The 26,156-nt window shown below is 61.2% G+C and carries 27 protein-coding genes; 7 read left to right on the top strand and 20 right to left on the bottom strand.

From position 1 onward, the window contains the following. Positions 1–18: 18 nt before the first annotated feature. The 8 genes from ruvC to tyrS all read right to left on the bottom strand — a co-directional run bounded on the left by ruvC (position 19) and on the right by tyrS (position 6,943). On the bottom strand, positions 19–558 hold the full coding sequence (gene ruvC / locus SJI03_RS27460) for a crossover junction endodeoxyribonuclease RuvC (protein WP_099379939.1): 540 nt from the start codon (positions 556–558) through the stop codon (positions 19–21). A gap of 98 nt (positions 559–656) precedes the next feature. Next, positions 657–2,243 carry a bifunctional phosphoribosylaminoimidazolecarboxamide formyltransferase/IMP cyclohydrolase gene (purH, locus tag SJI03_RS27455; RefSeq protein WP_322429294.1) on the bottom strand — a complete coding sequence of 529 codons (1,587 nt, stop codon included), beginning with the start codon at positions 2,241–2,243 and terminating at the stop codon, positions 657–659. 102 nt (positions 2,244–2,345) lie between these two features. Beyond that, positions 2,346–2,579, bottom strand: a complete 234-nt coding sequence (locus SJI03_RS27450; RefSeq protein WP_008445162.1) for a helix-turn-helix domain-containing protein — start codon at positions 2,577–2,579, stop codon at positions 2,346–2,348. A gap of 168 nt (positions 2,580–2,747) precedes the next feature. Beyond that, positions 2,748–3,800 (bottom strand): tRNA dihydrouridine synthase DusB, encoded by a 1,053-nt coding sequence (dusB, locus tag SJI03_RS27445; RefSeq protein ID WP_099379940.1) that lies wholly within the window; start codon positions 3,798–3,800, stop codon positions 2,748–2,750. A 118-nt stretch (positions 3,801–3,918) separates the two neighbouring features. Further along, positions 3,919–4,563, bottom strand: coding sequence for a histidine phosphatase family protein (locus SJI03_RS27440; RefSeq protein ID WP_322429293.1), 645 nt, complete (start codon positions 4,561–4,563; stop codon positions 3,919–3,921). A gap of 3 nt (positions 4,564–4,566) precedes the next feature. Beyond that, the gene (locus SJI03_RS27435; protein WP_322429292.1) at positions 4,567–5,205 is read right to left on the bottom strand and encodes a YbhB/YbcL family Raf kinase inhibitor-like protein; all 639 of its coding nucleotides are present in this window, start codon (positions 5,203–5,205) and stop codon (positions 4,567–4,569) included. A 26-nt stretch (positions 5,206–5,231) separates the two neighbouring features. Beyond that, the gene (gene dtd, locus SJI03_RS27430) at positions 5,232–5,681 is read right to left on the bottom strand and encodes a D-aminoacyl-tRNA deacylase (RefSeq protein ID WP_099379943.1); all 450 of its coding nucleotides are present in this window, start codon (positions 5,679–5,681) and stop codon (positions 5,232–5,234) included. After that, positions 5,678–6,943 carry a tyrosine--tRNA ligase gene (tyrS, locus tag SJI03_RS27425; protein ID WP_322429291.1) on the bottom strand — a complete coding sequence of 422 codons (1,266 nt, stop codon included), beginning with the start codon at positions 6,941–6,943 and terminating at the stop codon, positions 5,678–5,680. The genes dtd and tyrS overlap by 4 nt, the downstream gene beginning before the upstream one ends. Before the next feature lie 154 nt (positions 6,944–7,097). On the opposite strand from tyrS, the gene SJI03_RS27420 reads away from it, so the two are divergent. Next, positions 7,098–8,465 carry a M23 family metallopeptidase gene (locus SJI03_RS27420; RefSeq protein ID WP_099379945.1) on the top strand — a complete coding sequence of 456 codons (1,368 nt, stop codon included), beginning with the start codon at positions 7,098–7,100 and terminating at the stop codon, positions 8,463–8,465. Positions 8,466–8,587: 122 nt separating this feature from the next. Further along, positions 8,588–9,679, top strand: coding sequence for an anhydro-N-acetylmuramic acid kinase (locus tag SJI03_RS27415; protein ID WP_322429290.1), 1,092 nt, complete (start codon positions 8,588–8,590; stop codon positions 9,677–9,679). Between the two features lie 74 nt (positions 9,680–9,753). Here the strand turns inward: SJI03_RS27415 and erpA are convergent, their stop codons facing one another. From erpA to rplM, 5 genes are all read right to left on the bottom strand, one after another. After that, positions 9,754–10,116, bottom strand: a complete 363-nt coding sequence (gene erpA / locus SJI03_RS27410; protein WP_029496047.1) for an iron-sulfur cluster insertion protein ErpA — start codon at positions 10,114–10,116, stop codon at positions 9,754–9,756. 98 nt (positions 10,117–10,214) lie between these two features. After that, positions 10,215–10,604, bottom strand: coding sequence for a bactofilin family protein (locus tag SJI03_RS27405; RefSeq protein WP_035828615.1), 390 nt, complete (start codon positions 10,602–10,604; stop codon positions 10,215–10,217). 90 nt (positions 10,605–10,694) lie between these two features. Next, complete coding sequence (gene argC, locus SJI03_RS27400; RefSeq protein WP_322429289.1) at positions 10,695–11,732, bottom strand: N-acetyl-gamma-glutamyl-phosphate reductase; 1,038 nt, start codon at positions 11,730–11,732, stop codon at positions 10,695–10,697. A gap of 170 nt (positions 11,733–11,902) precedes the next feature. After that, positions 11,903–12,295, bottom strand: a complete 393-nt coding sequence (rpsI, locus tag SJI03_RS27395; RefSeq protein ID WP_010393285.1) for a 30S ribosomal protein S9 — start codon at positions 12,293–12,295, stop codon at positions 11,903–11,905. 9 nt (positions 12,296–12,304) lie between these two features. Beyond that, positions 12,305–12,733 (bottom strand): 50S ribosomal protein L13, encoded by a 429-nt coding sequence (gene rplM / locus SJI03_RS27390; protein ID WP_010393282.1) that lies wholly within the window; start codon positions 12,731–12,733, stop codon positions 12,305–12,307. Between the two features lie 225 nt (positions 12,734–12,958). Between rplM and SJI03_RS27385 the strand changes: the two genes are divergently transcribed. After that, positions 12,959–13,381, top strand: coding sequence for an OsmC family protein (locus SJI03_RS27385; protein WP_034749235.1), 423 nt, complete (start codon positions 12,959–12,961; stop codon positions 13,379–13,381). Between the two features lie 38 nt (positions 13,382–13,419). On the opposite strand, the gene coq7 is transcribed toward SJI03_RS27385, so the two are convergent. Beyond that, entirely contained in the window at positions 13,420–14,064 is a 645-nt protein-coding gene (gene coq7 / locus SJI03_RS27380) for a 2-polyprenyl-3-methyl-6-methoxy-1,4-benzoquinone monooxygenase (RefSeq protein ID WP_099379948.1), read from the bottom strand. 87 nt (positions 14,065–14,151) lie between these two features. Further along, a complete protein-coding gene (locus SJI03_RS27375) occupies positions 14,152–14,583 on the bottom strand; it encodes a hypothetical protein (protein WP_099379949.1) in 432 nt (143 codons plus the stop codon). 148 nt (positions 14,584–14,731) lie between these two features. Between SJI03_RS27375 and SJI03_RS27370 the strand changes: the two genes are divergently transcribed. From SJI03_RS27370 to SJI03_RS27355, 4 genes are all read left to right on the top strand, one after another. After that, on the top strand, positions 14,732–15,511 hold the full coding sequence (locus SJI03_RS27370) for an ATP-binding cassette domain-containing protein (protein WP_322429288.1): 780 nt from the start codon (positions 14,732–14,734) through the stop codon (positions 15,509–15,511). A gap of 3 nt (positions 15,512–15,514) precedes the next feature. After that, positions 15,515–16,711, top strand: coding sequence for an ABC transporter permease (locus SJI03_RS27365; RefSeq protein WP_322429287.1), 1,197 nt, complete (start codon positions 15,515–15,517; stop codon positions 16,709–16,711). A gap of 170 nt (positions 16,712–16,881) precedes the next feature. Next, on the top strand, positions 16,882–17,775 hold the full coding sequence (locus SJI03_RS27360; RefSeq protein WP_034784750.1) for an ABC transporter ATP-binding protein: 894 nt from the start codon (positions 16,882–16,884) through the stop codon (positions 17,773–17,775). Positions 17,776–17,785: 10 nt separating this feature from the next. After that, on the top strand, positions 17,786–21,364 hold the full coding sequence (locus SJI03_RS27355) for an ABC transporter permease/M1 family aminopeptidase (RefSeq protein WP_322429286.1): 3,579 nt from the start codon (positions 17,786–17,788) through the stop codon (positions 21,362–21,364). A gap of 52 nt (positions 21,365–21,416) precedes the next feature. Here SJI03_RS27355 and SJI03_RS27350 read toward each other — a convergent pair whose 3' ends face one another. The 5 genes from SJI03_RS27350 to SJI03_RS27330 form a co-directional block, all read right to left on the bottom strand. Then, positions 21,417–21,800, bottom strand: a complete 384-nt coding sequence (locus SJI03_RS27350; RefSeq protein ID WP_099379952.1) for a hypothetical protein — start codon at positions 21,798–21,800, stop codon at positions 21,417–21,419. A gap of 170 nt (positions 21,801–21,970) precedes the next feature. Continuing rightward, entirely contained in the window at positions 21,971–23,434 is a 1,464-nt protein-coding gene (locus tag SJI03_RS27345) for a catalase (RefSeq protein WP_322429285.1), read from the bottom strand. Between the two features lie 92 nt (positions 23,435–23,526). Continuing rightward, positions 23,527–24,183: a DsbA family protein gene (locus SJI03_RS27340; protein WP_322429284.1), complete on the bottom strand. Its 657-nt coding sequence runs from the start codon at positions 24,181–24,183 to the stop codon at positions 23,527–23,529. A gap of 20 nt (positions 24,184–24,203) precedes the next feature. Next, positions 24,204–25,073: an MBL fold metallo-hydrolase gene (locus SJI03_RS27335; RefSeq protein WP_322429283.1), complete on the bottom strand. Its 870-nt coding sequence runs from the start codon at positions 25,071–25,073 to the stop codon at positions 24,204–24,206. 88 nt (positions 25,074–25,161) lie between these two features. After that, positions 25,162–26,079 carry a LysR family transcriptional regulator gene (locus tag SJI03_RS27330; RefSeq protein WP_322429282.1) on the bottom strand — a complete coding sequence of 306 codons (918 nt, stop codon included), beginning with the start codon at positions 26,077–26,079 and terminating at the stop codon, positions 25,162–25,164. Positions 26,080–26,156: the final 77 nt, after the last annotated feature.

Raw genomic sequence — 26,156 nt, 5'->3', positions numbered from 1 at the left:
AAATTTCAGAGTGATGCCTTATCCAACGAGGCGGCCGCGCTTCATGCGCAAGCCCTGCAGTTGCGGCGCCAGCGCGCCGAGCATGGCCAGCGCGTCGAGGCTGTTGGCGTGGCAAATAGCCACGCCCAGGGCATCGGCCGCATCCGTGCCAGGCAAGCCAGGCAAGGACAGCAGCCGGGACACCATGTCCTGCACCTGCTCCTTGGCTGCCTTGCCATGGCCCGTGACGGCCTGTTTCACTTGCAGCGCCGTGTATTCGGCCACCGACAGGTCGGCGTTGACCAGCGCGCAAATGGCCGCGCCACGCGCTTGGCCCAGCAGCAAGGTCGATTGGGGATTGACGTTGACAAACACTTTTTCGATGGCCGCGCAATCGGGCTGGTAGGTGCCGACGATTTCGCTCACGCCCTGCAGGATGATCTTCAGGCGCGGCGGCAATTCCCCTTCGGAACCCGTCTTGACGGTACCCGAAGCGATATAGCGCAGCTTGTTGCCGTGTTTTTCAATGACCCCAAAGCCGGTCGTGCGCAGGCCAGGATCGATGCCAAGAATAATCATCGCCAGATTCTATAATGAATACGGCAGGCACCGGTGAATAACCGGTGCCTGCCGCTGAGTTACTGCTGGCCGAGTATGGAATCCCGGCCTGTTCCAGATCAATGACGGAAGTGACGCGTTCCGGTATAAAGCATTACGACGCCGCGCTCGTCCGCCGCATCGATCACTTCCTGGTCGCGCATGGAGCCGCCCGGGTGGATCACGCAGGTTGCGCCCGCGTCGACAACGACGTCGAGGCCGTCGCGGAACGGGAAGAAGGCGTCCGACGCCACCACGGAACCGGTCAGGCTCAGGCCGGCGTTTTGCGCCTTGATGGAAGCGATGCGGGCCGAGTCGATACGGCTCATCTGGCCTGCGCCCACGCCCAGGGTCATGTTATTGCCGCAGAAGACGATGGCGTTCGACTTGACGAATTTCGCCACTTTCCAGGCGAACATCAGGTCGGCCAGTTGCTGCGGCGTTGGCTGCAGCTTGCTGACCACGCGCAAGTCGCCGATACCGACGTTTTTCGCGTCCGGCGATTGCACCAGCAAGCCGCCACCGACGCGCTTGAAGTCCATGGCGTGCACGCCGCTGCCCAGCGGGATTTCCAGCATGCGCACGTTTTGCTTGCTCGACAGAATCTGTTTCGCTTCGGCGGAGAACGACGGGGCGATCAGCACTTCCACGAACAGCTTGGCGATTTCGCCGGCGGTGGCGCCGTCGAGTTCCGTGTTGAAGGCGATGATGCCGCCGAATGCCGAGGTCGGGTCCGTCTGCAGGGCGCGCGCATACGCTTCCGCCGCATTCTTGCCCAGGGCCACGCCGCACGGGTTCGCGTGCTTGACGATGACGCAAGCGGCGCTTTGCTCGAAGCCGCCCATGCTCTTCACGCATTCCCACGCCGCATCGGCGTCGGCGATGTTGTTGTACGACAATTCCTTGCCTTGCAGCTGGCGGTAGTTGGCCAGCGCGCCATCGGTGGTGACGAGATCGCGGTAGAAGGCGGCGCTCTGATGCGGGTTTTCACCGTAGCGCATGTCTTGTACTTTTTCAAAGGCCACGTTGAGGATTTGCGGATAGGCGCCGCGCTCGGCGTGCACTTTCGTCGGGCCCAGGCTGGTCAGGTAGTTGGTGATGGCGCCATCGTATTGCGCCGTGTGCGCAAAGACTTTTTTCGCCAGCATGAATTTGGTATCGTAGCTGACGTCGCCCGCCTTGCCGTCAGCCGAGCGCATTTCCGCCAGCACCGCGTCATAGTCGCTCGGGTCGCAGATGACGACCACGTCCTTGTGGTTCTTTGCTGCCGAACGCAGCATGGTCGGGCCGCCGATATCGATGTTTTCGATCGCGTCTTCCAGGGTGCAATCGGCCTTGGCGACCGTGCCCTGGAACGGGTAAAGATTCACCACCACCATGTCGATGGTCGGCATGTCGTGCTCGACCAGTTTCGACATGTGCTCAGGGAAATCGCGGCGCGCCAGGATGCCGCCGTGCACTTTCGGGTGCAGGGTTTTCACACGGCCATCGAGCATCTCCGGGAAACCCGTGTAATCGGCAACTTCCGTGACGGGAACACCGTTGTCGGCCAGCAATTTGGCGGTGCCACCGGTGGACAGGAGGTTGACGCCGAGGGCGGACAGGGCGCGGGCGAATTCGAGAACGCCGGTCTTGTCGGAAACGGAGAGGAGAGCTTGTTTGATCATGGCTGTGGCTAGGTGGTTAAGTGTTCTTGGCGAATGGCGCCGCTCAGTCGTCTGGCTGAGGCGGCGGCGGATTCAAATCTTGGCGTCACTTGCATGCCGGCATTACAGCAAACCGTGCTCCTGCAATTTCTTGCGCAGGGTATTGCGGTTGATGCCCAGCATCTGCGCGGCGTGCGACTGGTTGCCATCGGCGCGTGTCATCACGACTTCCAGGATGGGCTTTTCCACGGTCAGCACGACCATGTCATAGATATTCGATGCTTGCTGTTCGCCCAGGTCATTGAAGTAATCTTCTAGACTTTTCTGTACGACTTCCTGAATGCTTTCTTTGCTCATTTTTATGCTTCAACCGGCTGAACACCTGGCTATCCGGTGCCGCGTCGCTCATGCGGTCCGCGTGCTGCCCTCTTGCCTCGGTGTTGTAATTAATATTGCATGACGCTCTGTATAGGCGCTCGCCCTTGTACTGCTGGTAACTGATTTACCCTGCTTGTTGCTATCTGCTCATGCTGCCGTGGCCATCGGTTTGATCACATCGATCAGGCCACTTTCACTGGATTCGGAGAGGCGGTATTGTAACCGTTCGCCAAATTTCCATTGCGACTCAAAAAATTGATCGACGGCCAGCAACTGCGCGTCCGTCGACTCCAGCAAGTTCATTTGCTGCCGGAACGCTTCGCCGCCTTCCAGATCCTTGACATACCAGCCGATGTGCTTGCGCGCCGTGCGCACGCCGAGAAATTCCCCATAAAACGCGTAATGGGCGCGCAAATGCTCATCCATCAGGCTACGCACTTCATCCACGTACGGCGCCGGCAGCAAGGTGCCGGTGCGCAAAAAATGGTCGATTTCGCGGCAAATCCACGGCCTGCCCTGCGCCGCGCGGCCGATCATGACGGCATCGGCGCCCGTTTGATCCAGCACAAAACGGGCCTTTTCCGGGCTGGTAATGTCGCCATTGGCCACCACGGGAATGCCCACCGATGCTTTCACGGCGGCAATGGTTTCATATTCGGCATCGCCCTTGTAGCCATCGGCGCGCGTGCGGCCGTGCAGGGTCAGCATCTGGATGCCGGCTTGCTCGGCAATGCGGGCGATTTTCAGGGCGTTCTTGTTTTCGCGGTTCCAGCCCGTGCGAAATTTCAGGGTGACGGGCACGTCAACGGCGTTGACGACGGCGTGCAAGATCTTTTCGACCAGGCTTTCGTTTTGCAGCAGGGCCGAACCGCACCAGCTGTTGCACACCTTTTTGACTGGGCAACCCATGTTGATGTCGATGATCTGCGCGCCCCGGTCCACATTGAACTTGGCGCAGTCGGCCAGGTCTTGCGGATCGGCGCCGGCGATCTGCACGGCTTTCGGTTCCATTTCGCCTTCATGGTCCGTGCGGCGCGAGCTTTTTTCCGTCGCCCACAGGCGCGGATTCGACGCCGCCATCTCCGACACGGCGTAACCGGCACCCAACTGCTTGCACAACTGGCGGAAAGGCCGATCCGTCACGCCCGCCATGGGAGCGACGAAAACGTTGTTGCGCAGAATGTGAGGGCCGATTTGCACTGAAGAACCTGGAATGGACGGAGGAACCTGCTATTTTAACCGATTCCCTGCCTAATTAATAAGCACTATTTTTTTAGCTCAGTGCGTCAGAGTGACGATGAGGCCGCTTGGAGCGCTCTTAGCCCAGCTCGTCCATCGCGGGCGCGCTCAGGTGTTCGATATTTCCCCAGTGCACTAAATGCAGTTTGCCGTCGGCGTAAGAAAAACGGTTGACGCTGGCATTTTTGACCTGGAAGTCGCGCGGACTGTCGAGCGTCATGCCGACCGCCTCGCGGTAAGCGCACTCGAGCACGCCGCCGTGGGCCACGATGGCGATCGTCTGGCCGTCGTACTGCCGGGCCCAGCGGGCGATGGCGCCATTCGCGCGCGCATAAAACTGGCGGAAACTTTCGGCCTGGCGCTCGCCCGACGGCATCACGGCATCGATCTGGCGCGATTGCCACTGCGCATACTCGTGCGGATAGCGCGCGGCAATATCCGCATACAGCAAGCCTTCGAAGGCGCCATAACAGCGCTCGCGCAGCAAGGGATCCGTTTGCACGGGTAAATCTTTCACGTCGGCCACGGCTTGCGCCGTCTGCTGCGCGCGCTGCAAATCGCTGGCGAGGATGGCGGCCAGCGGTTCGTCCGCCAGCGCCTGCCCCAGCGCGGCCGCTTGCGCCAGGCCCGCCTCGTTCAAGGCGATGTCGATATGGCCCTGCAGGCGGCGGCCCGCATTCCAGGCCGTTTCGCCATGGCGTATCAGTAAGATCGTGGTGCTCATGCTTTATTTCTTCAGGGTAAGTGCCAAATCGGGATTGAGAGAATAGGCGACGACGAGCTGGGCTTCGTCGAGGATGTGGCCGTACAGGGCGGCATGCGCTTGCTGCCCCGTAAAACGCTCGGGCAAGGCCAACTGTGGCACGTCGAGCGCGTACAGACGGAAGATATAGTGATGGATGCGCTCGTCGTTCCACGGCGGGCACGGGCCATCATAACCGTAATAATCGCCGGCCATGGCCGCATCGCCGGCAAACCAGGCCGTGTAGTCGTTGAGGCCCTGACGCAGCCCTGTACCAGTGCCGGCAGCCTTGCCGCGCGGGGTGATGCCGCTGGAAAATTCTCCGGCGGCAATAACCCGCATGGCAGGCGGCAAGTCGAGCAAGCTCCAGTGATAAAAGTCGCCGCGCAGCGCCGTCAGCGGCAACGCCTGGTCATCGCGGTTGGCCAGGCTGGCGTCTTGCGGCGCATCGGGGTCGATGCAGAACAGGGCGAGCGACTCGGTACCGTTGGGCACCTCATCCCAGGCCAGATGGGGATTGCGGTTGCCTGCGAGGCGCACGCGGCTGGCCGGATCGATCTCGGCAAAAGTATATTCGGCCGGCATCAGGCCGCCATCACGAAACGTCTCGCTCCACAATTTCATCGCTTGCTCCTCTTTATAGTTTTTATTTATTGCTTGGCATTCACTTGCAGCCAGAAGGTCACCGGGCCGTCGTTCGTCAGCGACACTTGCATGTCGGCACCAAACTGCCCCGTTTGCACGGTCGCATGGCGGCTGCGCGCCTGGTCCACGAAATGCGTGAACAGGCGCAAGCCGTCCTGCGGCGCGGCCGCCGGCGTGAACGACGGGCGCGTGCCGGACTTGGTGTCGGCCGCCAAGGTGAACTGCGGCACCAGCAGCAGGCCGCCGGCCACGTCCGTCACGCTGCGGTTCATCTTGCCCGCCTCGTCGGTAAACACGCGGTAGCCGAGCAGCTTGGCCAGCAGGGCGTCTGCCTCCTTCTCGGTATCACCCCGCTCCGCGCACACGAGCACCATCAGGCCAGCGTCGATGGCGCCGATGGTGGCGCCGGCAACATCGACCTTCGCCTGCGTAACGCGCTGCAACAGCGCGATCATGCCGTCAAGGTGACGCGCGCGAAACTGCGCTTGCCAACTTGCAACACGAACTGGCCGGCGTCCACTTGCAAGCCCTTGTCGCTGATGACGGCGCCATCGATGCGCACGCCGCCCTGGTCGATCTTGCGCATGGCTTCCGACGTCGACGGACACAGGCCAGCCTGTTTCAGCAACTGCGGGATGCCCAGCGGTGCGCCGGCCAAGGTCACTTGCGGGATATCGTCGGGGATGCCGCCCTTCGAGCGGTTGACGAAGTCGGCCAGCGCATCTTCCGCCGCCTGCTGCGAGTGGAAGCGGGCGACGATCTCTTGCGCCAGCGCAACCTTGGCGTCGCGCGGATTGCGGCCTTCCTCGACTTCACGCTTCAGCTGCGCCAGTTCGGCGATCGAGCGCCACGACAGCAGCTCGTAGTAGCGCCACATCATGACGTCGGAAATGCTCATCAGCTTGGCGAACATGGTGTTGCCAGGTTCCGTGATGCCGATGTAGTTATTCTTCGACTTGGACATTTTTTCCACGCCGTCCAAACCTTCCAGCAGCGGCATGGTCAAAATACACTGCTGCTCCTGTCCGTACTGCTTTTGCAGTTCGCGGCCCACCAGCAGGTTGAACTTCTGGTCCGTGCCGCCCAGTTCCAGGTCCGATTTCAGGGCCACCGAGTCGTAACCCTGCATCAGCGGGTACAGGAATTCATGGACGGAAATAGGAATGCCGCCCTGGAAGCGCTTGGTAAAGTCGTCGCGCTCGATCATGCGCGCCACCGTGTAGTGGGAAGCGAGTTGGATGATGCCGCGCGCGCCCAGCGGATCGCACCACTCGGAGTTATAGCGGATTTCGGTCTTGCTGGCGTCCAGCACTAAAGATGCTTGCGCGAAATACGTCATCGCGTTAATCTCGATCTGTTCCTTGGTCAACGGCGGGCGCGTGACATTGCGGCCCGAAGGGTCGCCGATCATGGACGTGAAGTCGCCGATGAGGAAAATGACTTGATGACCGAGGTTTTGCAGCTGGCGCATCTTGTTCAGCACGACAGTGTGGCCCAGATGCAAGTCGGGTGCGGTCGGGTCCAGGCCCAGTTTGATGCGCAGTGGAACACCGGTTTTCTCGGAGCGTGCTAATTTTTGCGCAAATTCGCTTTCGATCAAGAGTTCGTCGACGCCACGCTTGGTAATCGCGAGGGCTTCTTGTACTCTGTCCGACAGCGGAAGCGCGGTCTGAGCGGCGTTAGCCTTTGTAGGCGATGCGGTGGTGTTGATTTCCATAAAATTTGACTGTAGATCTCAAAATGGTAGTAGGTTTGCGGAGTTTGCTATAATGCTCGATCCCATCAATCTTGCCGTATGAAAACGAACCAAAATAACAATAACAAAGAGCACTAGTTCACGAATCGTTCAAGGGCAAATTTTAACTGATTGCATGAACCCTATACATAAAATCACAGGCTCACGCTTGTACACACAGTTGACGACGACACGCAAGGCACGCATTATCGGCGCGTCCGCAGTGCTGCTCGCCGTGGCCGCTTTCGGCGCGGTCGCTGTGTCGCCCATGGCGCCCGATGCGTCTGACTTGCCAGTCACGTCCATCGCCCAGAACCTGGAAATGCCTGATCTCGCCTCGCAAATTTCCGCGATGGAACAGGTAGACCAGAATTTCACCCACGAAGAAAAAGTCCGCGCTGGCGATACCCTCGCCACCCTGCTGACACGTCTCGGCGTGGATGATCCTGTGGCCGCCAATTTCATCAAAACCGACAAGATCGCGCGCGGCGTGATGTTGCTGAAATCGGGCAAGCGCGTGCAAGCGCAAACGTCCGAAAACGGCGACCTCAACTGGATGCGCGCCACCCTCGTCGACGGCACGGACAAATCGGTCAAGAACATCCTGATCACCCGCAAGGGCGACAAGTTCGTGGCCACGGAAGTGGCAGCCCAACTGGAACGCCGCGTTGAAATGCACGCGCGCAAGATTACTTCCACCCTGTTCGCCGCCACCGACTCCAGCCTGGACGGCACCCGCCTGCCAGACTCGATTTCCGCGCAAATCGTGGAAATGTTCTCCACCAATATCGACTTCCGCTCCGACCTGAAACGCGGCGACTCGTTCAATGTTGTCTACGAAACGTTCTGGCAAGATGGCGAATTTGTCCGAGCGGGCCGTATCCTGGCCGGTGAATTCACCAACCGCGGCACGACTTACCAGTCCGTTTGGTTCGAAGACCCAGCCAGCAAGCAAGGCGGCGGTTACTACAGTTTCGACGGCAAGTCCCTCAAAAAAGCCTTCCTGAAATCCCCTCTCGAATTCTCCCGCATCTCGTCCGGCTTCTCCATGCGCGTGCACCCGATTTCCGGCAACTGGAAAGCGCACAAGGGCATCGATTTCGCTGCAGCAACGGGCACCCCTATCCGCGCTTCGGGCGACGGCGTGGTCGATTCCGTTGGCAGCCAAAACGGTTACGGCAATGTTGTTGTCCTGAAACACTGGGCCAACTACACCACCGCCTATGCGCACATGAGCCGCTTCGCTTCGGGCCTGAAAAAAGGTCAAAAAGTCAGCCAGGGCGATGTGATCGGCTACGTCGGCACCACCGGCTGGTCCACGGGCGCCCATTTGCACTATGAATTCCGCGTCGGCGGCGTGGCACAAGACCCAAGCAAGCTGAACGTACAAGCCCAGGCGCCATTGACGGCTGCCGAGCTGAGCCGCTTCCGCATGGTGTCCAATGACATGATGCACCGCTTCACCCTGCTGCGTCCGAACGACACGGCGCTGGCGTCGCGTTAAGCAACACTGCCTTCGGGCAATATATAAAGGCACCGCCCATGCAGATGGCCGGTGCCTTTGTTTTATGTGCGCAGGAAAATGCGGCACAATGCATCTATCACTTACGCACGCGAGGAAACACCATGCTGTATATCGGTTTAATGTCGGGCACCAGCCTGGACGGCGTCGACGGCGCGCTGGTCGACTTTTCCGACGAGGGCACGCGCGGCCTGGGCGATGCGTACATTCCCTTCCCCGCCAGCCTGCGCGCCGACCTGATGGCGTTGCAAAGTGCCGGCCAGAATGAAATCGAACGTGAAGCGCTGGCGGCAAACCAACTCGTGCGCCATTACGCCGATTGCGTCGCCATGCTTTTAGGCAACGCGGGCATAGTCGCGGACGCCATCGTCGCCATCGGCGCGCATGGCCAGACCATCCGCCACCGCCCCGAGCTGGGCTTTACGCGCCAGCTGAACAACCCGGCCCTGCTGGCTGAACTGACGGGCATCGACGTCATCGCCGACTTGCGCAGCCGCGACGTGGCGGCCGGCGGCCAGGGCGCGCCGCTGGTGCCTGCTTTTCACCAGGCCATTTTCAATTTGCCCGGCCACACGCGCGTGCTTGCCAATATCGGCGGCATCAGCAATATCAGCGTGCTGCACGCGGACGGCACGGTGACGGGCTACGACACGGGTCCCGGCAATGCGCTGATGGATGGCTGGGTCCTGCAGCACCTGGGCCAGCCCTACGATGCCAACGGCGCCTGGGCAGCGACAGGCCAGGTCATCCCTGCCCTGCTGGCGGAATTGCTCAACGACCCGTATTTTGACTTGCCGGCGCCAAAAAGCACGGGACGCGACCTGTTCCATGCCGACTGGCTGAATAGCAAGCTGAGCAACTATCCGCTGGCCAAGCCTGCCGACGTGCAGGCGACCCTGACGCAGCTGACGGCCGCCAGCCTGGCGCACGCCATCTTGCGCGACGGGGCACAGGCGGAAACGGTCTATGTATGTGGCGGCGGCGCGCAGAACGCCAGCCTGATGGCGGCGCTGGCCCGGCAATTGCCGGGCATGGCGGCGGAATCCACAGAAGCGCTGGGCGTGGCGCCGAGCCAGGTCGAGGCGCTGGCGTTCGCCTGGCTGGCCTGGCGTTTTACGCAACGCAAGCCGGGCAATTTACCCACGGTGACGGGTGCGCAGGGGCTGCGGGTACTGGGAGCGCTGTACCCACGTTGACATGGAATAACTATTCCAGAAACACAAATAGCGGATCATCGATCCGCTATTTTCTTGCTTGCCCAGTTTAGTACTTAAACGGAGAAAGACGAACCGCAACCGCAGGTCGACGTTGCTGTTGGGTTTTTAATCACGAACTGCGCGCCTTCCAGGTCATCCTTGTAGTCGATTTCCGCGCCCACCAGGTACTGGTAGCTCATGGAATCGATCAACAGCTGGACGCCGTTCTTGACCATGGTGGTGTCATCTTCGTTGACGATTTCGTCGAAGGTGAAACCGTACTGGAAACCGGAGCAGCCGCCACCCTGCACGAAGACGCGCAATTTCAGGTCGGGATTGCCTTCTTCTTCGATCAGCTGCGCGACTTTTTCAGCGGCGCTATCGGTAAAGATAATAGGGGAAGGGATCACATCTTGCATTTCAGCGACGGCATTCATATCAGGCACTCCTACTAGAAAACATTAAGTCATTATAGACTGTTGGCGCAACTCGCGCTGCGGCCGCCGCTGATGCGGCTGGACGGTGTTGTTCCTGCTCACATTTCCGATACGGCCAGGTGCAGCACGGGGTCGGCGCTGTCGTGCCGGCTGAGCTTGCCCTGCACCAGGGCGCCGCTGTGCATTTCCAGCACCTTGTAATAGACCTCTCCTACAATGCGGGCTTTTGGCTGGATTTCAAGCATTTCGGACACATACACGGGGCCATTGATCTCGCCGCTGACGACCAGGCTCGAGCAGCGCACCTCGCCATCGATGCGGCCCGCCTCGCCCAGCACCACATACGTGGGCTCGCCCGGCTCGCCCGTGACATTGCCGCGCACATGGCCGTCGATGCGCAGGCCGCCGCAAAACAGCAAGTCGCCCTCGATCCGCGTGGCAGCGCCGATCAGGGTATCGATGGGGTTTTTCGCGTTGCGCTCGAACATGAACGTCATCCTGTCGGGGTACGTGGCAGTCCAATTTATCACAGGTCCGGCAAAAAGGCGCCGGACCTGCGCAAGCACAGTCGCGTATCGTTACGGCAGCAGGGCGATGTGTTGCAAACCGGCCGTTTCTTTCAAGCCAAACATCAAGTTCATGCATTGCACGGCCTGGCCGGACGCGCCCTTGACCAGATTGTCCTGCACCACCAGCACGATGACGGTATTGCCGCCTTCAGGACGGTGCAAGGCCAGGCGCAACATGTTCGAACCGCGCGTGGAGCGGGTTTCCGGATGAGAGCCGAAAGGCATCACGTCGACGAAAGGCTCGTCCTTGTATTGCTCTTCGAACAATGCTTGCAGCTCTTCATTGCTGACATCCTTGTTCAGCTGCGCGTACAGGGTCGAATGCATGCCGCGGATCATCGGCACCAGGTGCGGCGTGAAGGTCAGCGCCACTTTCTCATCCGTGAAACGCTGCAATTGCGCCGTCGTTTCCGGCAGGTGGCGGTGGCCGGCCACGCCATAGGCCTTGAAGCTGTCGCTGCTTTCCGAGAACAGGATACCGATTTCCGCCTTGCGGCCGGCGCCCGACACGCCCGACTTGCAGTCAGCGATCAAGCCGCCCGCGTTGACCAGGCCCGCCTTGAGCAGCGGGTAAAAACCCAGCTGCATGGTGGTCGGGTAGCAACCGGGGTTGGCGATCAGCTTCGCTTGCTTGATGTCTTCACGGTTCAGCTCCGGCAAACCGTACACGGCTTGCTCGATCAACTCTGGCGCCGTATGGGGAATCTTGTACCACTGCTCGAACTTGGCCTGGTCTTTCAGACGGAAGTCGGCGGCCAGGTCGATGACTTTCACGCCGGCGGCCAGCAGGGCTGGTGCTTGCGCCATCGCAACACCATGCGGGGTGGCAAAGAAGACCACGTCGCACTGCTCCAGATTGGCTTTATCGGGCGAGGAAAACGCCAGTTTCACGTGGCCACGCAGGGAAGGATACATGTCAGCAACGGGCAAGCCATCTTCCTTGCGCGAGGTAATCGCCGTCAACTCGACATCTGGATGGGTAGCGAGCAAGCGCAGCAATTCCACGCCCGTGTATCCAGTGCCGCCGACGATGCCAACTTTGATCATGTTCTTTCCTTGTGTATAGAGTGCATAAAGATGAGGGGAAATGCTCCCCCTGCGGGTTTTCCGCGTATTTTACAGCGCAACGGCGTATCCCGCTGAAATGCAAAAAAGCCGCGAGACCGAAGTCCAGCGGCTTTTCGACCAGCACCCCGGAAGGTGCTGTAGCGTAGAAATTAACGCTTCGAGAATTGCTTTGCGCGACGTGCTTTGCGCAGACCAACTTTTTTACGCTCGACTTCACGTGCATCGCGGGTCACGAAGCCGGCTTTCGCCAGTTCCGGTTTCAACGCTGCATCGTAGTCGATCAGAGCGCGGGTGATGCCGTGACGAACTGCACCAGCCTGGCCCGACTCACCGCCGCCATGGACGTTGACTTTGATGTCGAAACGCTCGACATTGCCGGTCAGTTCCAGTGGTTGACGGATGACCATCAGACCCGTTTCGCGCGAAAAGTATTCGTTTGCTGGTTTGCCGTTAACAACGATCAAGCCTGTGCCAACTTTGATAAAAACCCGAGCCACTGCACTTTTGCGACGGCCGGTTCCATAATTGTAATTACCGATCATGTCAGTTCCTTAGAGAACAAGTGCTTTAGGTTGCTGAGCAGCGTGCGGATGGGAACCTTCCGCGTACACTTTCAGCTTCTTGATCATTGCGTAGCCGAGTGGGCCTTTAGGCAGCATGCCTTTGACCGCTTTCTCAAGCGCGCGACCTGGAAAACGCTGTTGCATTTTCTGGAAGTTGGTTTCGTAGATGCCGCCTGGATAGCCAGAGTGACGGTAGTAAATTTTCTCAGTAGCTTTGGTACCGGTCACACGCAGTTTGCCTGCGTTGATGACGACGATAAAGTCGCCGGTATCGACGTGAGGAGTAAATTCTGGTTTGTGTTTGCCGCGCAGTCGGAGTGCCACTTCGCTGGCAACACGTCCGAGGACTTTGTCCGTCGCGTCAACCACGAACCAATCGCGCTGGACTTCATGTCCTTTAGCGGAAAATGTTTTCATGTTGACTTCCTAATAGATTACACGCTCAAATGGTGGTTCCGCCGATGCTGCTATGCGGACTCTGCCTTATTTACTTTTCCTGAGCGAACGGAAAGCCGACAAGTATAAGCGGCTTTGGCTTGCCGCGTCAAGCCGCAATCGAGGCCGGCTGCGGGCCGGCGGGCGGCACATGGATGGGCATTCCTCTATTACAATACAAAACGCTTACAATTTTCGGAGAGTACGATGGAATGCAAAGTCAGCTGGAATGGCCCGTCGGGCATGAGTTTTCGGGCAGAAACGGGTTCCGGCCACCTGGTGACCATGGATGGCGCGCCCGATGGCGGCGGCCACAACCTGGCGCCACGCCCCATGGAAATGGTCTTGCTGGGCACGGGCGGCTGCACTGCCTATGACGTGGTGCTGATCCTGAAACGCGGACGCGAAGCCGTCAGTGGCTGCGAAGTGACCCTGAAGGCCGACCGCGCCGACACCGATCCGAAAGTGTTTACCAAGATCCACTTCCACTTCACCGTGCGGGGCAAGGCCCTGAAACCGACGGCCGTGGAACGGGCCGTGGCCTTGTCGCATGACAAATATTGCTCGGCGTCGATCATGCTGGCCAAAACGGCGGAGATTACACATTCCTTTGAAATCATCGAGGAATAATGCAGGGCGCTCCACGGAGCGCCTTTTTTATCGCTTATTTATATGTAATACGCGGTTTTCGTCATCACTTTACCCATGATGCCCATCAGCGCCTTGACGGGCGCCGGCGTATCGATGGCGCCCAGCCGCTGGGCCGCAGCGCCGTGCTCCACTTCATCGATGGCCATCTGTCTCACGATGGCGCGCGACTTGGCGTCCTGCGGCGGCAATTCCTGCAAGTGGCTGGCCAGGTGCGCTTCCACCTGGCGTTCCGTTTCCACCACGAAACCCAGGCTGCGGCCGTCGCCCATGCGCGCGGCGATGGTGCCCAGCGCAAACGAACCCGCATACCACAGGGGATTGAGCAGGCTCAGACGCGAGCCCAGCTCCGTCAGGCGCTGCGCCGTCCAGGCCAAATGATCTTCCTCTTCGCGTCCCGCTTCGTCGAACTGGGCGCGGATGGCCGGGCTATGCGCATAGCGCGCCTGCGAGTTGTACAGGGCTTGCGCGCACACTTCGCCCACATGGTTGACGCGCATCAAGCCGGCGCTGTGGCGCTGTTCGGCCGGGCTCAGCTGCGCATCGGGCGCATGTGCGGCCGGCGTGGGGCGCGAAGCGGAGGCCACGCCAGCCATGACGCGCAGGGCCTTGTCGGCGCCAACAATCAAACGATCCAGGGGGTCAAAGTGGCGGTTCGCGGTCATCGTGGCTATGCTCATGAGTAGTAAAGCATGAATTATAGGACGATCAGGGCCAGCAGTCCCCACGCCGCGCGCAGGGTGAACGGGGCTTTATTGACTTGTGCGCGCTTTTTCCTGCTCGATCCAGTCCACCACGGGACCGACGGCGTCCAGGCCGGACAGGCTTTTCGCCACGCCCAGGTTCAGTGAAATCAGGAAAGAAATGCTGTCGACGGGAATGTCCGGGCAGTATTCGGCAAACGCGGCGCGAAAACGCTCCGATTGCAGCACGCGCAAGACTTTCTCACCGCTCATGAATTGCAGCACGCTGGCAATGCTGTGCCCGCCACCCAGCGAGTGGTAGATAAAACGGTTGTACTTCGCGTCGATCTGCTTGAAATCAAGGGTTTCCTCCGTCATCAGGCCGGCCAGGTAGTACAGCCCCAGGCTGACGCGGAAGAAACCGATGGCTTCGGCACTGGTCATGCCGGCGCGCGCCACGGCCAGTACCTTGTCCTGCATCGCCTGATCGATCGTTTGCATTGCGCTCTCCTGCGCCGTCCGCCGGCGCCCACCGGGCCAGCTTGCATGAAGATGCTGTTTTTTTCAATAGACCAAACGATATTTCCACCTTGCAAGTTACATTTTTTGCATGCTACTCTCGTTCTTCACCGTTAAATGGATGAAGCACATGATTGAGGTCAAGCACCTGGCAAAACGTTTCCGCATGCCGCCCCACAAAGGCAAGGCCGTGCACGTCAGCGATCCGCGCGAACATGAGGGCTGGTTTCACGCCGTGCGTGATGTCAGTTTCAGCTGCGCTCCCGGCGAAGTGCTGGGCCTGCTGGGCCCGAATGGCGCCGGCAAGACGACCACCCTGCGCCTGCTGTCGACGGCCTTGCAAGCGGACGCGGGCAGCGCCCTCGTCAACGGCGTCGACGTGCTGCGCCAGCCGCTGGTGGCGCGCCAGAGCATCGGTTTCCTGTCCGGTTCGACAGGCTTGTATGGCCGCCTGACGGCGCGCGAGAACGTGGAATATTTTGGCCGCCTGCATGGCATGCCGGCCGACAAGCTGAAACGCCGCTGCGACGAACTGTTTTCCCTGCTGCAGATGGAGGAATACGGCGGCAAGCGGGCCGATCAATTGTCGACGGGCATGAAACAGAAGTGCGCGATCGCCCGCACCGTCGTGCACGAGCCGCAGGTGGTGATCCTCGACGAGCCGACCTCGGGCCTGGACGTGATGTCGGCCAAGATCCTGCTCGACTTCATCGCCAGCTACAAGGCGCTGCGCGTGCCGCTGATCTTTTCCACGCACCACCTGCACGAGGTGGAAAAGCTGTGCGACCGCGTCTGCATCATCAACCGCGGCACCACCGCCTTCAATGGCACGGTCAACGAACTGCGCCACCTGGGCGGCAGTACCGATCTGTACGACGCCTTTGTCAGCGTCATCAACCAGGGAGCCTGAGCCATGTGGACCATTTATCTGAAAGAGTTGCTGGAACTCACGCGCGACCGCAAGACGCTGATCTTCACCATCCTCATCCCCATCTTTGCCATGCCGCTGATCTTTGGCGGCTTTGCTTATGTTTCAAGCAATATGTTCAAGAACGCGAAGACGGCGGAAATGCGCTACGCGCTGTTCGGCAAGGACCATTCGCCGGGCTTGAGCGGGCGTTTTACCCAGCAGCACAACCTGCGCGAAGTGCCGCTGGCCAGCGAGGGCGACATCCGCCGCGCCATCGGCGACGACACGATCAAGTTCGCCGTCGTCATTCCGCCCCGGTTTGAAGAGGCGCTGCAGCAACAGCAGCAAGCCAAGGTAGTGCTGCACTACAACAGCGCCAGCACGGTCGACGTGACGCAGCAACGGGTGCGCGAGATCGTCGAGGCGTATAACGCCAGCCTGCGCGAAAGCGCGCTGTCGGCCCTGAACCTGAGCCCGGCCCAGCTGGCCTTTGCCCTGCACCCCATCGTGCTCGACAAGCAGTCGACGGCCAACGAACGCGAGCAGATGGGCGCCATCGTCGGCGGCATGCTGCCCTATCTGCTGCTGATGGTGTGCCTGACGGCGGCCATGTACCCGGCCATCGACCTGGGCGCGGGCGAAAAGGAGCGGGGCACCCTGGAAACCCTGCTGCTGGCGCCCGTGCCGCGCAGCGCCATCGTGCTGGCCAAGTTCCTCGTGCTGTTTACGGTCGGCATGACCTCGGCCGTGCTGATGGTGGGCAGCATGGGCGCCCTGCTGGCCATCTTCGGCAGTTCGCTGGAAGGCAACATGGCCGTCATGGTGCGCAGCATCGGCTTGCCCGACCTGGCCATGGTGACCCTGATGCTGGTGCCGACAGCCGCCATCTTCGCCTCGCTGCTGCTGTCGATCTCGATCTACGCGAAAAGCTACAAGGAAGCGGCCGGCATGATCACGCCATTGATGCTGTTCGTCATCCTGCCCACGGTGGCGGCCATGCTGCCCGGCGTCGAGCTGAACTGGATGTGGGCCATGGTGCCGCTGACCAACGTGTCGCTGGCCATGAAGGAACTGGTCAAGGGCACCATGGATTACCGCATGTTCGGCGTGATCCTGGCCTCGACCACGGTGATCGCGGGCGCCCTGCTGATGCTGTGCCGCTGGTGGTTCAATCGCGAATCCGTACTCTTCCGCAACTAGACCGGCGAACAAGGGCGAAGCGGGGTGCCGTCCACCCCGCTCAGCTGCACTCTGGGCACGCGAAAATGCCGTGTATCGCATGCAACTGCCCAGTACGTCTTAAATTCAATACAATGCCAGCATAGAGAAGCCCTGCACCATCGGGCTGCAACGCATGAGTTAGGAGTTGTATGGAATTGCAAATTCGCAAATTGTCGAAGACCTACGCGAATGGCGTGGCGGCGCTGGATAACGTGTCGCTGACGATACCGCCCGGGATGTTTGGCTTGCTGGGCCCGAATGGCGCCGGCAAGTCGACCCTGATGCGCACCCTGGCCACCTTGCAGGAATGCGATTCCGGCTCCATCTTCTTCGGCGACTACGACGTGCTCGACGACAAGGACGAGATCCGCCGCATGCTGGGCTACCTGCCGCAAGACTTCGGCCTGTACCCGAAAGTGACGGCCTACGAGCTGCTCGACCACTTCGCCACCTTGAAAGGCCTGTCGCAACGGGCGCGCCGGCGCGAAGTCGTCGATGGCCTGTTGCAGCAAACCAATTTGTTCGACGTGCGCCACCAGCGCCTGGGCAGCTTTTCCGGCGGCATGCGCCAGCGCTTCGGCATCGCGCAAGCCCTGCTGGGCGACCCGAAACTGATCATCGTCGACGAGCCGACGGCCGGCCTCGACCCGCAGGAGCGCGTGCGCTTCCATAATCTGCTGTCCGACATCGGCGAAGACAAGACGGTAATCCTGTCGACCCATATCGTCTCCGACGTGGCCGACCTGTGCGCCAACATGGCCATCATCAACAAGGGCCATTTACTGCTGTGCGGCAAGACTCAGGAACTGATCGACGAAGTCAGCTGCAAGATCTGGGCGCGCTTTGTCGAAAAGAAAGAGCTGGCCAGCTTCCAGCAACGCCACGCCGTCATTTCCACGCGCTTGCTGTCGGGCCGCACCTTGATCCACGTCTACAGCGACGACGATCCGGGCGACGGCTTCGAGGAAGCCATCGGCGACCTGGAAGACCTGTATTTCGCCACCATTGCCGGGCGCCACCGCGTCGCCCCGCAATGCGACTGAGGGGGCAGCCATGTTTGCCATCGCCCGCTTTGAAGCGCGACAGCGGCTCAAGCTGCTGTCCACCTGGGTGTATTTCGTCATGTTCCTGGCGCTGGCCATGCTGTGGATGGCTGCGGCCGGCGGCGTCTTCAAGGAAGCGAGCATCAGTTTCGGCGGCAAGTTCCTGATCAACGCGCCCCGCTCGCTGGCATTTACGTGCAGCCTGCTGGGCTGTTTCGGCGCCGTGGTGGTGGCCGCCATGATGGGCCGCTCGGTGCAGCAGGATTTCGAGTACGGCATGCAGCATTTCTTCTTCAGCGCACCGATCAAGAAGTACCAGTACGTATTCGGCCGCTTCCTCGGTGCTTATCTGGTACTGGCCGTGGTGTTTTCCAGCATCGTCATCGGCGCCTGGCTGGGCGCCTGGCTGCCCGGCATCGATCCGGAACGGCTGGGACCGCAACGGGCGCTGGCCTATCTGATGCCCTACGTCTTTACGCTGCTGCCGAACCTGTTCATCTTTGGCGCCATCTTCTTCGTCATCGCGGCCCTGACGCGGCGCATGCTGCCCGTGTACATCAGCTCGGTGGTCATGCTGATCGGCTACCTGGTGGCGCCCTCGCTGGCGCGCGACCTCGACTACAAGACCCTGGCCGCCCTGATCGACCCCTTCGGCACCACGGCACTGATACGCCTGACGGAGTACTGGCCGAATGCGGAGCGCAACACGCGCCTGCTGACCCTGGAGGGCGTGTACCTGCTGAACCGCGCCATCTGGTCCGGCTTCGCCCTGGTGGCCTTGCTGCTCGGCTACTGGCGCTTCCAGTTCCACGCCACGACGGACGCGGGCGCCGGCAAGCGCCGCAGCGAAGGCGACGTGCCGCTGCGCCTGTCGAACGCTTCGCTGTCGACGCAGGAAACACCGGACTTCGCGCAGCGCAACCTGGCCGCCCTGCTCGTCAAGATGAGCTGGCTGAACCTGCGCGAAACCATCAAGAACATCTATTTTGTCGTCATCGTGCTGGCCGGCGTGCTGACCATGTATGCGGGCGCGCTGGACATGGGCTCCATCTACGGCACGAATACATATCCGGTGACGGAAAAGGTGCTGGACATGGTCAGCGCCTCGTTCGCCCTGTTCATGCTGATCATTACCACCTTCTATGCGGGCGAACTGGTGTGGCGCGAACGCGAGGCGGGCACGTACCTGATGCTCGACGCCCTGCCCGTGCCGAACTGGCTGCCCCTGCTGTCGAAACTGTTTGCGCTGATCGGCCTGCAAGCCTTGCTGAGTCTGGTCATCATGCTGTGCGGTATGTCGATCCAGGTCTTCAAGGGCTATTACCGCCTCGACCCCGGCCTGTACCTGGAATCGCTGTTCCTGTCGCACCTGCCGTCCTACGCGCTGATCGCCGTGCTGGCCATCTTCCTGCAGGTATTGATCAATCACAAATACCTGGCGTATTTCGCCATGATTCTGTACCACATCGCCAGCATCAGCTTTTCCTCGCTGGGCCTGGGCGATCCGCTGCTGCTGTACGGCAACACGCCAGGCTTCGTGTATTCGGCCATGAACGGCGCCGGCCACTATCTGCTGCGCGAGCGCTGGTACTTGCTGTACTGGAGCAGCGCGGCCGTCATGCTGACGGTGCTGTCGCTGCTGTTCTGGCCCCGCGGCGCTCAGGACAGCTGGCGCATCCGCCTGCGCCTGGCGCGCCACGGCCTGACGCAGGGCGTGCTGGCCAGCTTTGCCGGCGGCGCCCTGCTCTTCGTCGGCGCCGGCGCGGTGCTGTTCTACGTCTTCCACGTGGCCAACGATTACAAATCCGACTACGCCCGCGATGCGGACCGCGCCAGTGTCGAGCGCCAGTACCGCAAGTTTGCCACCACGCCACAGCCGAGAATCACCGACGTGAAACTCGACGTGGCCATCTACCCGGCGCAGCGCAGCCTCACCGTCACGGGCCGCTATGTGCTGCAAAACAAGACCAGCTTGCCGATCAGCCACATTTTTGTGCAGCAAGACCCGACCGCCACCATGCGCCTGCGTTTCGATGCGCGCGTGCATCCCGGCCTCGATGACGGCAAGCTGGGCTTTTACAGCTACCGCCTGGCCGCGCCGCTGGCGCCGGGCGCCACCCTGGGCCTCGATTTCGACGTCCGCTATGCGCCGTGCGGCATCTTCGGCCTGGGCCAGGATACGCCCGTGGTGGCCAACGGCACCTTCTTCACGAATGCCGTGCTGCCGCACATCGGCTACCAGCCGCAGCAGGAACTGACGGACCCGCGCGACCGCAAGAAACATGGCTTGCCCGCGCGCGAACGGGCCTTGCCGCGCGACGATGCGAAGGGACTGGCCGACAATTACGTCAGCAACGACGCCGACCGCATCAACTTTGACGCCACCGTCAGCACCGTCGACGGCCAGACGGCCATCGCGCCGGGCATGCTCGACAACGACTGGATCGCCAAGGGCCGCCATTACTTCCATTACACGATGGAACAGCCGATCCTGAATTTCTATGCGTTCCAGTCGGCCCGCTACGCCGTCAAGCACGAGCGCTGGCAAGACGTGGCCATCGACGTGTATTACCACCCTGGCCATGAATACAACCTCGATCGCTTCGTGCGCGGCAGCAAGGAAGCGCTCGAGTACTACTCGAAAAACTTCGGCCCCTACCAGCACAAGATCCTGCGCATCGTCGAGTTCCCCCGCTACGCCACGTTTGCGCAATCGTTCCCGAACACGATTCCGTATTCGGAAGGGCTGGGCTTCATCGCCAGGGTCGACGACAAGAACCCGAAGGACATCGATTATCCGTTCTACGTCACGGCGCATGAAGTGGCGCACCAATGGTGGGCGCATCAATTGGTGGGCGGCAATACAAGGGGCGCTACCGTGCTCAGCGAAACCCTGGCCGAATATTCGGCCCTGATGGTGATGAAGAAAAGCGTGGGGCCGGCCAAGATGCGCCGCTTCCTGCGCTATGACCTGAATCAATACCTGATGGGACGCAGCGAAGAGCGCAAGAAGGAATTGCCGCTGGCCGAGAATGAAAACCAGGCCTACATCCACTATCACAAGGGCAGCCTGGCCATGTACTTGCTGCAAGACATCATCGGCGAAGACAAGGTCAACGGCGTGCTGCGCGAGCTGCTCAAGACCCATGGCCAGAAAGGCCCGCCGTATGCGAGCGTAACGGCCCTGGTCCAGGGCTTGCGCCAGGTCACGCCGCCCGAGCAGGCTTACCTGATCGATGACCTGTTCGAAAAAATCGTGCTGTTCGACAACCGCGCCCTGTCGGCCACGGCCACTAAACGCAGCGATGGCAAGTACGCCGTCACCGTCAAGGTGCAGGCCAGCAAATTGACGGCTGGCGAACAGGGAGAGGAACACGACGCGCCCCTGCACGACTGGATCGAGATCGGCGTCGACGACGCGAATGGCCATCCGCTGCTGCGCGAACGCCTGCGCATGACGGCGCGAGAAGCGAGCTATACCGTCATCGTCGGCAGCCGACCCGGCAAGGCGGGCATCGATCCCGACAACAAGCTGATCGACCGCAAGCCCGACGACAATATGGTCACCGTTGACATCGCCGAACCATGACAAAAAATGGCCACCCTGAACAGGTGGCCATTTTTTCAGTGTCAGGCGTCCATCAAGCCTCGGCGCAGCGCGTCACCAGGCTCAGGCTGATGCCCATTTCCGTCAGGTGCTGCATGTCGGCCAGGGTCAGGTCCAGCGGCGTGTCGACCGTGTCGTCGCCGCTCAGTTCCAGTTGCAGTTCGGCCACGATGCGCGGCATGGTGAAGCTGACGCCGCGCGAGCGGCATTCGGCCAGGTAGCTGCGTATGCGCGAGGGCAATACTTGCGATTTGGGCGCCTGCGCGATCAGCACTTCAAAACCGGAATCGAGATGCACGCGGCCCGCGCCCTTCGCCTCGCCCTTGCGCCATTGCCGTTCGGGATCCGTGGGCAAGACTTCGAGGATGGATTTGAGCGTGGGGTCGTCCCCATGCACCGACAGCTTCGCCATATTCATATTGCAAGACTTTCTAGTCAGGACGCCGCCAGGAAGGCGGCGCGATCATCAGACCGACAAGTCTACGCATGGAAGGCAAATATGTCCATACGGCAATATTTGGTATCCCACTCTAATTTGTGCTGCATCAACAGCAGGCGGAACATACTTGTTCCGCCTGCAACATCCACTTACACGGTCACGCCACGCGCCTGCAAGGCGGCACGCACGCCGGCGCCGTAGGCCGCATCGGCCCGCTCGAAATGCCCGAGCTGACGCTGCAAGGTTTCCGTCCGCACCTGGCTCAACGGGCCAGCCAGATTGTCGAACAGGTTTTGCTTCGCCTGGGCGGACATCAAGCGGAACAGTTTGCCGGCTTGCGTAAAGTCATCTTCCACGCCGCGACCATCGTAGCGCGCCGCGCCGCCATCGAGCGCCAGCGCCCCCTCGCCGTGGCCCAGCCCTTGCGGCTGCGTGCCTGCCGCCGCCACGTTCGCGTAATTGCGCGCTGCGCCGCCGTTGTGGATCGCCATGCCGCCATCGCGCTGCTGGTTGTGGAAGGGACAGCGGGCCGCATTCACGGGCAGATGCTGGTGGTTGGTGCCGACCCGGTACAGCTGGGCGTCGTGGTAGGCGAACAAGCGACCTTGCAGCATCTTGTCCGGCGAGTAACCCATGCCGGGCACGGCGTTGGCCGGCGAAAAGGCGGCTTGCTCGACTTCCGCGTGGTAGTTGTCCGGGTTGCGGTTCAGCTCGAAAATACCGACCGGCAGCAGCGGGAAGTCCGCGTGCGGCCACACTTTCGTCAGGTCGAACGGGTTCCAGCCCGTGCGCTGTTCCCATGCATCGAGTTGCTCTTGCGTCGCCACCTGCAGCTTGACTTCCCACTGCGGGAAATCGCCGCGCTCGATGGCGCCGAACAGGTCGCGCTGGGCGTAATCGGGATCGGCGCCGGCCAAGCGGCCCGCTTCCGCCGCAGGTAAATTCTTGATGCCCTGGCGCGTCTTGAAGTGCCATTTCACGTACACGCGCTGGCCGTCGGCATTGATCAGGCTATACGTGTGGCTGCCGAAGCCATCCATGTGACGGTAGCCGTCCGGCGTGCCCCGGTCCGAGAACAGCATGGTGACCTGGTGCAGGCTTTCCGGCGCATGGCTCCAGAAATCGAACATCATCTCGGCCGATTTCAAGTTGCTTTGCGGATCGCGCTTTTGCGTGTGGACGAAATCGGGGAACTTGATCGGGTCCTTGATGAAAAACATGGGCGTGTTGTTGCCAACCAAATCCCAGTTGCCCTCTTCCGTATAGAAACGCACAGCAAAGCCGCGCGGATCGCGTTCCGTGTCTGCACTGCCGCGTTCGCCGCCGACGGTGGAGAAACGGGCGAAAGTCGCCGTCTGCTTGCCCACTTCAGCAAACAATTTGGCCTTGGTGTAGCGCGAAATGTCGTGCGTGACGGTAAAGGTGCCGTAGGCGCCAGAACCTTTGGCGTGCACGACGCGCTCGGGGATACGCTCGCGGTTGAAATGCTGGAGTTTTTCGATCAGGTGAAAGTCTTGCAGCAGCAGCGGGCCGCGGGGGCCGGCACTGATGGAATTCTGGTTGTCGGCGACGGGGATGCCCGAGGCGGTACTGAATGGCGGCTGTTGGCTCATGCTGCTTTTCCTTCGTTGTTGACTAATGGAACTAGTGTAACGAGGTCAACAACAAAGGAAAAGTTAATTGATTTTATCGATCCGATAGATATTTACAATGCACAACCTTGGGCGTCACACACGCCGCCGAGCTGCGCCTGCAACTTCGCCGGCTGGCCCAGGAAGCCGCCGATGTCGATCACGGACAATTTCCCGCTGCCATCGTCGAGCACGAAGGTGGGAAAGCCCTGCCCACCCACCTGCGCCAACAAGGCGCGGCTGGCATCGATGTGCTGCTGCGTGGCGGCGCCCGCCTGCCGCGCATACTCGGCCTCGAATGCCGCCCCATCCATGCCCAGCCCTTGCGCCAAGGTCACCAGCACGGGCAGGTCGGCGATGCGCAAGCCGTCCACGTAATGGGCGCGCTGCACGCGCTGCAGCATGTCCAGGCCCTTGCCGGCCAGGACTTCCGCCGCCAGGATGGCCGTGATCGGCGGTTCGGAATCCATCATGGCCGTCGTGTCGTTCAGCAAGCCATTGACGTAGGCGTCGCCGAAGGGCTGGCCAGACAATTGCTCGATGCGCCGGTCATGCGGCAGCACATAGCCGCGCCATGCGGGCGTGATCTGGCGGCGATTGCTGCCCGTCATCATGCCGCCGGCGTGAAACGCCATCGTCAGACCTGGCACGGCGCGCGCCGCCTCGACCAGCGGCGCGGCGCCGTAGCACCAGCCGCACAGGGGATCGAAGATGTAGTGCAGTGTGGGCATGAGAGCCTCCTTGTTGCCGCTTACCATTTCATTTCACCTTTTGCCACTTTCGCGCTGGTTTCCAGTGCGCCATCCAGGCCCAGCTTCGGATAGCGCATTTTCATCGCCTCGATCAGCGCGGCCGAATTGGCGGCCTTGCCCGTTTCCGCTTCAAACGTCACCAGGTAGTCGCGCGTAAAACCGATGCTGTCCGGCGTCAGCGGCGAACCGACCTTGAAGTGGCCCGGCACGACGGTCACCGGTTTCAGGGCGGCGATGCCGTCCAGGGTCTTGAGCCAGTCCTGGCGCGATTGCAGGCTTTGCGTATCGGCCGTCCACACGTGCAAGTTGCCAAACAGCACCACGCCGCCGACGACGGCCTTGATCGATGGAATCCACACATAGGTGCGCGCTGGCGTCGGGCCGGCGATATCCAGCGACTGGCCTTCCAGGCTGATGCGCTTGCCCTTCAACGCTTCCGGAATGACGATGCCGTGCGGCGCATTGTCTTTCAGAATAGGCCCCCAGTAGGCGACTTTGGCGTCGGCCTTGCGGCGGATTTCCGCGACGGTCTCAGGCGTGGCGACGATCTTTGCCTGCGGGAACGCTGCCTTGATCACGTCGAGGCCAAAGTAAAAATCGGGATCGCTGTGGCTGATGTATACCGTCGTCAGTTTCTTGCCGCTGGCGCGGATCTTTTCCACCAGCTTTTGCGCTTCGGCGCGCGAGAATTGCGCATCGATCAGCACGGCGTCATGCTTGCCCGCGACCAGCACGGAAGCGACGGGGAAGATGGCCGCTTCGCCCGGGTTGAAGACTTCCAGGGTCAGGGGAGCGCTGGCGGCGGCCGAGGCGGCGCCGGCGGCAAACACGGTGGAAACGAGAACGCTGCTGATGGATTTGGAGAACATGATGTGCCTTCACAAGATGATTGGGATGCATGCATCTTACGTTGCTCAATTCGGTAGAAAAACCCGTAAAATCGCAATAGTTTGTTGCTTAATTCGGATGAATCGACAAATGCCGTGCCAATGCATGCAGCCATTGCCCCGCCAGTTCGCCATCCCACACGAGCAGCACCTGTTCGCTGCAATCAACGCTGCCGGCCAGCTCGACCTGCACCAGATCGTGCGCGCGCACGGCGAAGTCGGGCAGGTAGGCCAAGGCCCGACCGGACTGCACATAGCCTAGCAGCAATTGCACGTCGTCGCTCCAGTAGCGGATGGAACGTGCCGCCACGCCGCGCCAGCCATCGGCATGGCGGCCCCGTTCCTCGCCGCACAGCAGGGAATGCGTCGGGCTGGCGAAGGCGTGCGGCAAGATGTCCTGCATGCCGCAGCGCACGGATGCGCAGGCTGCCGGCACGCCGCGCGCCAGCACATGGCCGCGTCCGGCCGCCAGCAGCATGCGCATGCTGCCCAGCGGCGTGCTGCGCCAGCTGGCAGGCCAGTCGGCGCCGCGCTGGGCGATGGCGTCCTGCGTCACCAGGGCCGCATGGCAGTCGCCGCGCGCCAGGGCTGCCAGCGCCGCATCCTCGAACGCCGGCTGCAGCCGCACACTGGCCTGCGGATAGGCGTCCAGCGCCGCCGCCAGGGCGTCCGCGTGGCGCCACAGCAGCAAGGCGGGGCCGGCGATGCGGCCTTCGATGGCGCCCCGCTCACCCATCACGTCCAGGCGTGCCTGTTCGGCCAGCGCCAGCAAGGTGCGCGCACGCTCGAGCAGCAGACGGCCGCTGTCGTTGAGCAGCAATTGCTTGCCGCTCCGATCAAACAGGGGGGCGCCCATGTCGCCTTCCAGGCGGCGCAAGGCTTTCGACACGGCCGATGGCGTCAGGTGCAATTCCAGCGCCGCCGCACCCAGGGTCGGCTGGCGCGCGGCGCTGCAAAACACGCGCAGGTCGGCAAGGCTCATGTGCATGATAATTTCCAGATAGGACACGAAAAGTGAAAAATGGTTGCTGTACCGTTCATGATACCGCCTCTATCATCCGGGCA

It is taken from the genome of Janthinobacterium sp. GMG1 (assembly GCF_034427795.1).
Taxonomy (GTDB): domain Bacteria; phylum Pseudomonadota; class Gammaproteobacteria; order Burkholderiales; family Burkholderiaceae_D; genus Janthinobacterium.
Note: the sequence above shows the minus strand (reverse complement) of the source record. Positions and strands in the feature narration are given on the sequence as shown.

Excerpts from the sequence above, each read along its gene's own strand:
- ruvC (WP_099379939.1), bottom strand. The coding sequence starts at position 558 with ATGATTATTCTTGGCATCGATCCTGGCCTGCGCACGACCGGCTTTGGG.
- purH (WP_322429294.1), bottom strand. The coding sequence starts at position 2,243 with ATGATCAAACAAGCTCTCCTCTCCGTTTCCGACAAGACCGGCGTTCTC.
- SJI03_RS27450 (WP_008445162.1), bottom strand. The coding sequence starts at position 2,579 with ATGAGCAAAGAAAGCATTCAGGAAGTCGTACAGAAAAGTCTAGAAGAT.
- SJI03_RS27440 (WP_322429293.1), bottom strand. The coding sequence starts at position 4,563 with ATGAGCACCACGATCTTACTGATACGCCATGGCGAAACGGCCTGGAAT.
- SJI03_RS27435 (WP_322429292.1), bottom strand. The coding sequence starts at position 5,205 with ATGAAATTGTGGAGCGAGACGTTTCGTGATGGCGGCCTGATGCCGGCC.
- dtd (WP_099379943.1), bottom strand. The coding sequence starts at position 5,681 with ATGATCGCGCTGTTGCAGCGCGTTACGCAGGCGAAGGTCGATGTTGCC.
- tyrS (WP_322429291.1), bottom strand. The coding sequence starts at position 6,943 with ATGGAAATCAACACCACCGCATCGCCTACAAAGGCTAACGCCGCTCAG.
- SJI03_RS27420 (WP_099379945.1), top strand. The coding sequence starts at position 7,098 with ATGAACCCTATACATAAAATCACAGGCTCACGCTTGTACACACAGTTG.
- SJI03_RS27415 (WP_322429290.1), top strand. The coding sequence starts at position 8,588 with ATGCTGTATATCGGTTTAATGTCGGGCACCAGCCTGGACGGCGTCGAC.
- erpA (WP_029496047.1), bottom strand. The coding sequence starts at position 10,116 with ATGAATGCCGTCGCTGAAATGCAAGATGTGATCCCTTCCCCTATTATC.
- SJI03_RS27405 (WP_035828615.1), bottom strand. The coding sequence starts at position 10,604 with ATGTTCGAGCGCAACGCGAAAAACCCCATCGATACCCTGATCGGCGCT.
- argC (WP_322429289.1), bottom strand. The coding sequence starts at position 11,732 with ATGATCAAAGTTGGCATCGTCGGCGGCACTGGATACACGGGCGTGGAA.
- rpsI (WP_010393285.1), bottom strand. The coding sequence starts at position 12,295 with ATGATCGGTAATTACAATTATGGAACCGGCCGTCGCAAAAGTGCAGTG.
- rplM (WP_010393282.1), bottom strand. The coding sequence starts at position 12,733 with ATGAAAACATTTTCCGCTAAAGGACATGAAGTCCAGCGCGATTGGTTC.
- SJI03_RS27385 (WP_034749235.1), top strand. The coding sequence starts at position 12,959 with ATGGAATGCAAAGTCAGCTGGAATGGCCCGTCGGGCATGAGTTTTCGG.
- coq7 (WP_099379948.1), bottom strand. The coding sequence starts at position 14,064 with ATGACCGCGAACCGCCACTTTGACCCCCTGGATCGTTTGATTGTTGGC.
- SJI03_RS27375 (WP_099379949.1), bottom strand. The coding sequence starts at position 14,583 with ATGCAAACGATCGATCAGGCGATGCAGGACAAGGTACTGGCCGTGGCG.
- SJI03_RS27370 (WP_322429288.1), top strand. The coding sequence starts at position 14,732 with ATGATTGAGGTCAAGCACCTGGCAAAACGTTTCCGCATGCCGCCCCAC.
- SJI03_RS27365 (WP_322429287.1), top strand. The coding sequence starts at position 15,515 with ATGTGGACCATTTATCTGAAAGAGTTGCTGGAACTCACGCGCGACCGC.
- SJI03_RS27360 (WP_034784750.1), top strand. The coding sequence starts at position 16,882 with ATGGAATTGCAAATTCGCAAATTGTCGAAGACCTACGCGAATGGCGTG.
- SJI03_RS27355 (WP_322429286.1), top strand. The coding sequence starts at position 17,786 with ATGTTTGCCATCGCCCGCTTTGAAGCGCGACAGCGGCTCAAGCTGCTG.
- SJI03_RS27350 (WP_099379952.1), bottom strand. The coding sequence starts at position 21,800 with ATGAATATGGCGAAGCTGTCGGTGCATGGGGACGACCCCACGCTCAAA.
- SJI03_RS27345 (WP_322429285.1), bottom strand. The coding sequence starts at position 23,434 with ATGAGCCAACAGCCGCCATTCAGTACCGCCTCGGGCATCCCCGTCGCC.
- SJI03_RS27340 (WP_322429284.1), bottom strand. The coding sequence starts at position 24,183 with ATGCCCACACTGCACTACATCTTCGATCCCCTGTGCGGCTGGTGCTAC.
- SJI03_RS27335 (WP_322429283.1), bottom strand. The coding sequence starts at position 25,073 with ATGTTCTCCAAATCCATCAGCAGCGTTCTCGTTTCCACCGTGTTTGCC.
- SJI03_RS27330 (WP_322429282.1), bottom strand. The coding sequence starts at position 26,079 with ATGCACATGAGCCTTGCCGACCTGCGCGTGTTTTGCAGCGCCGCGCGC.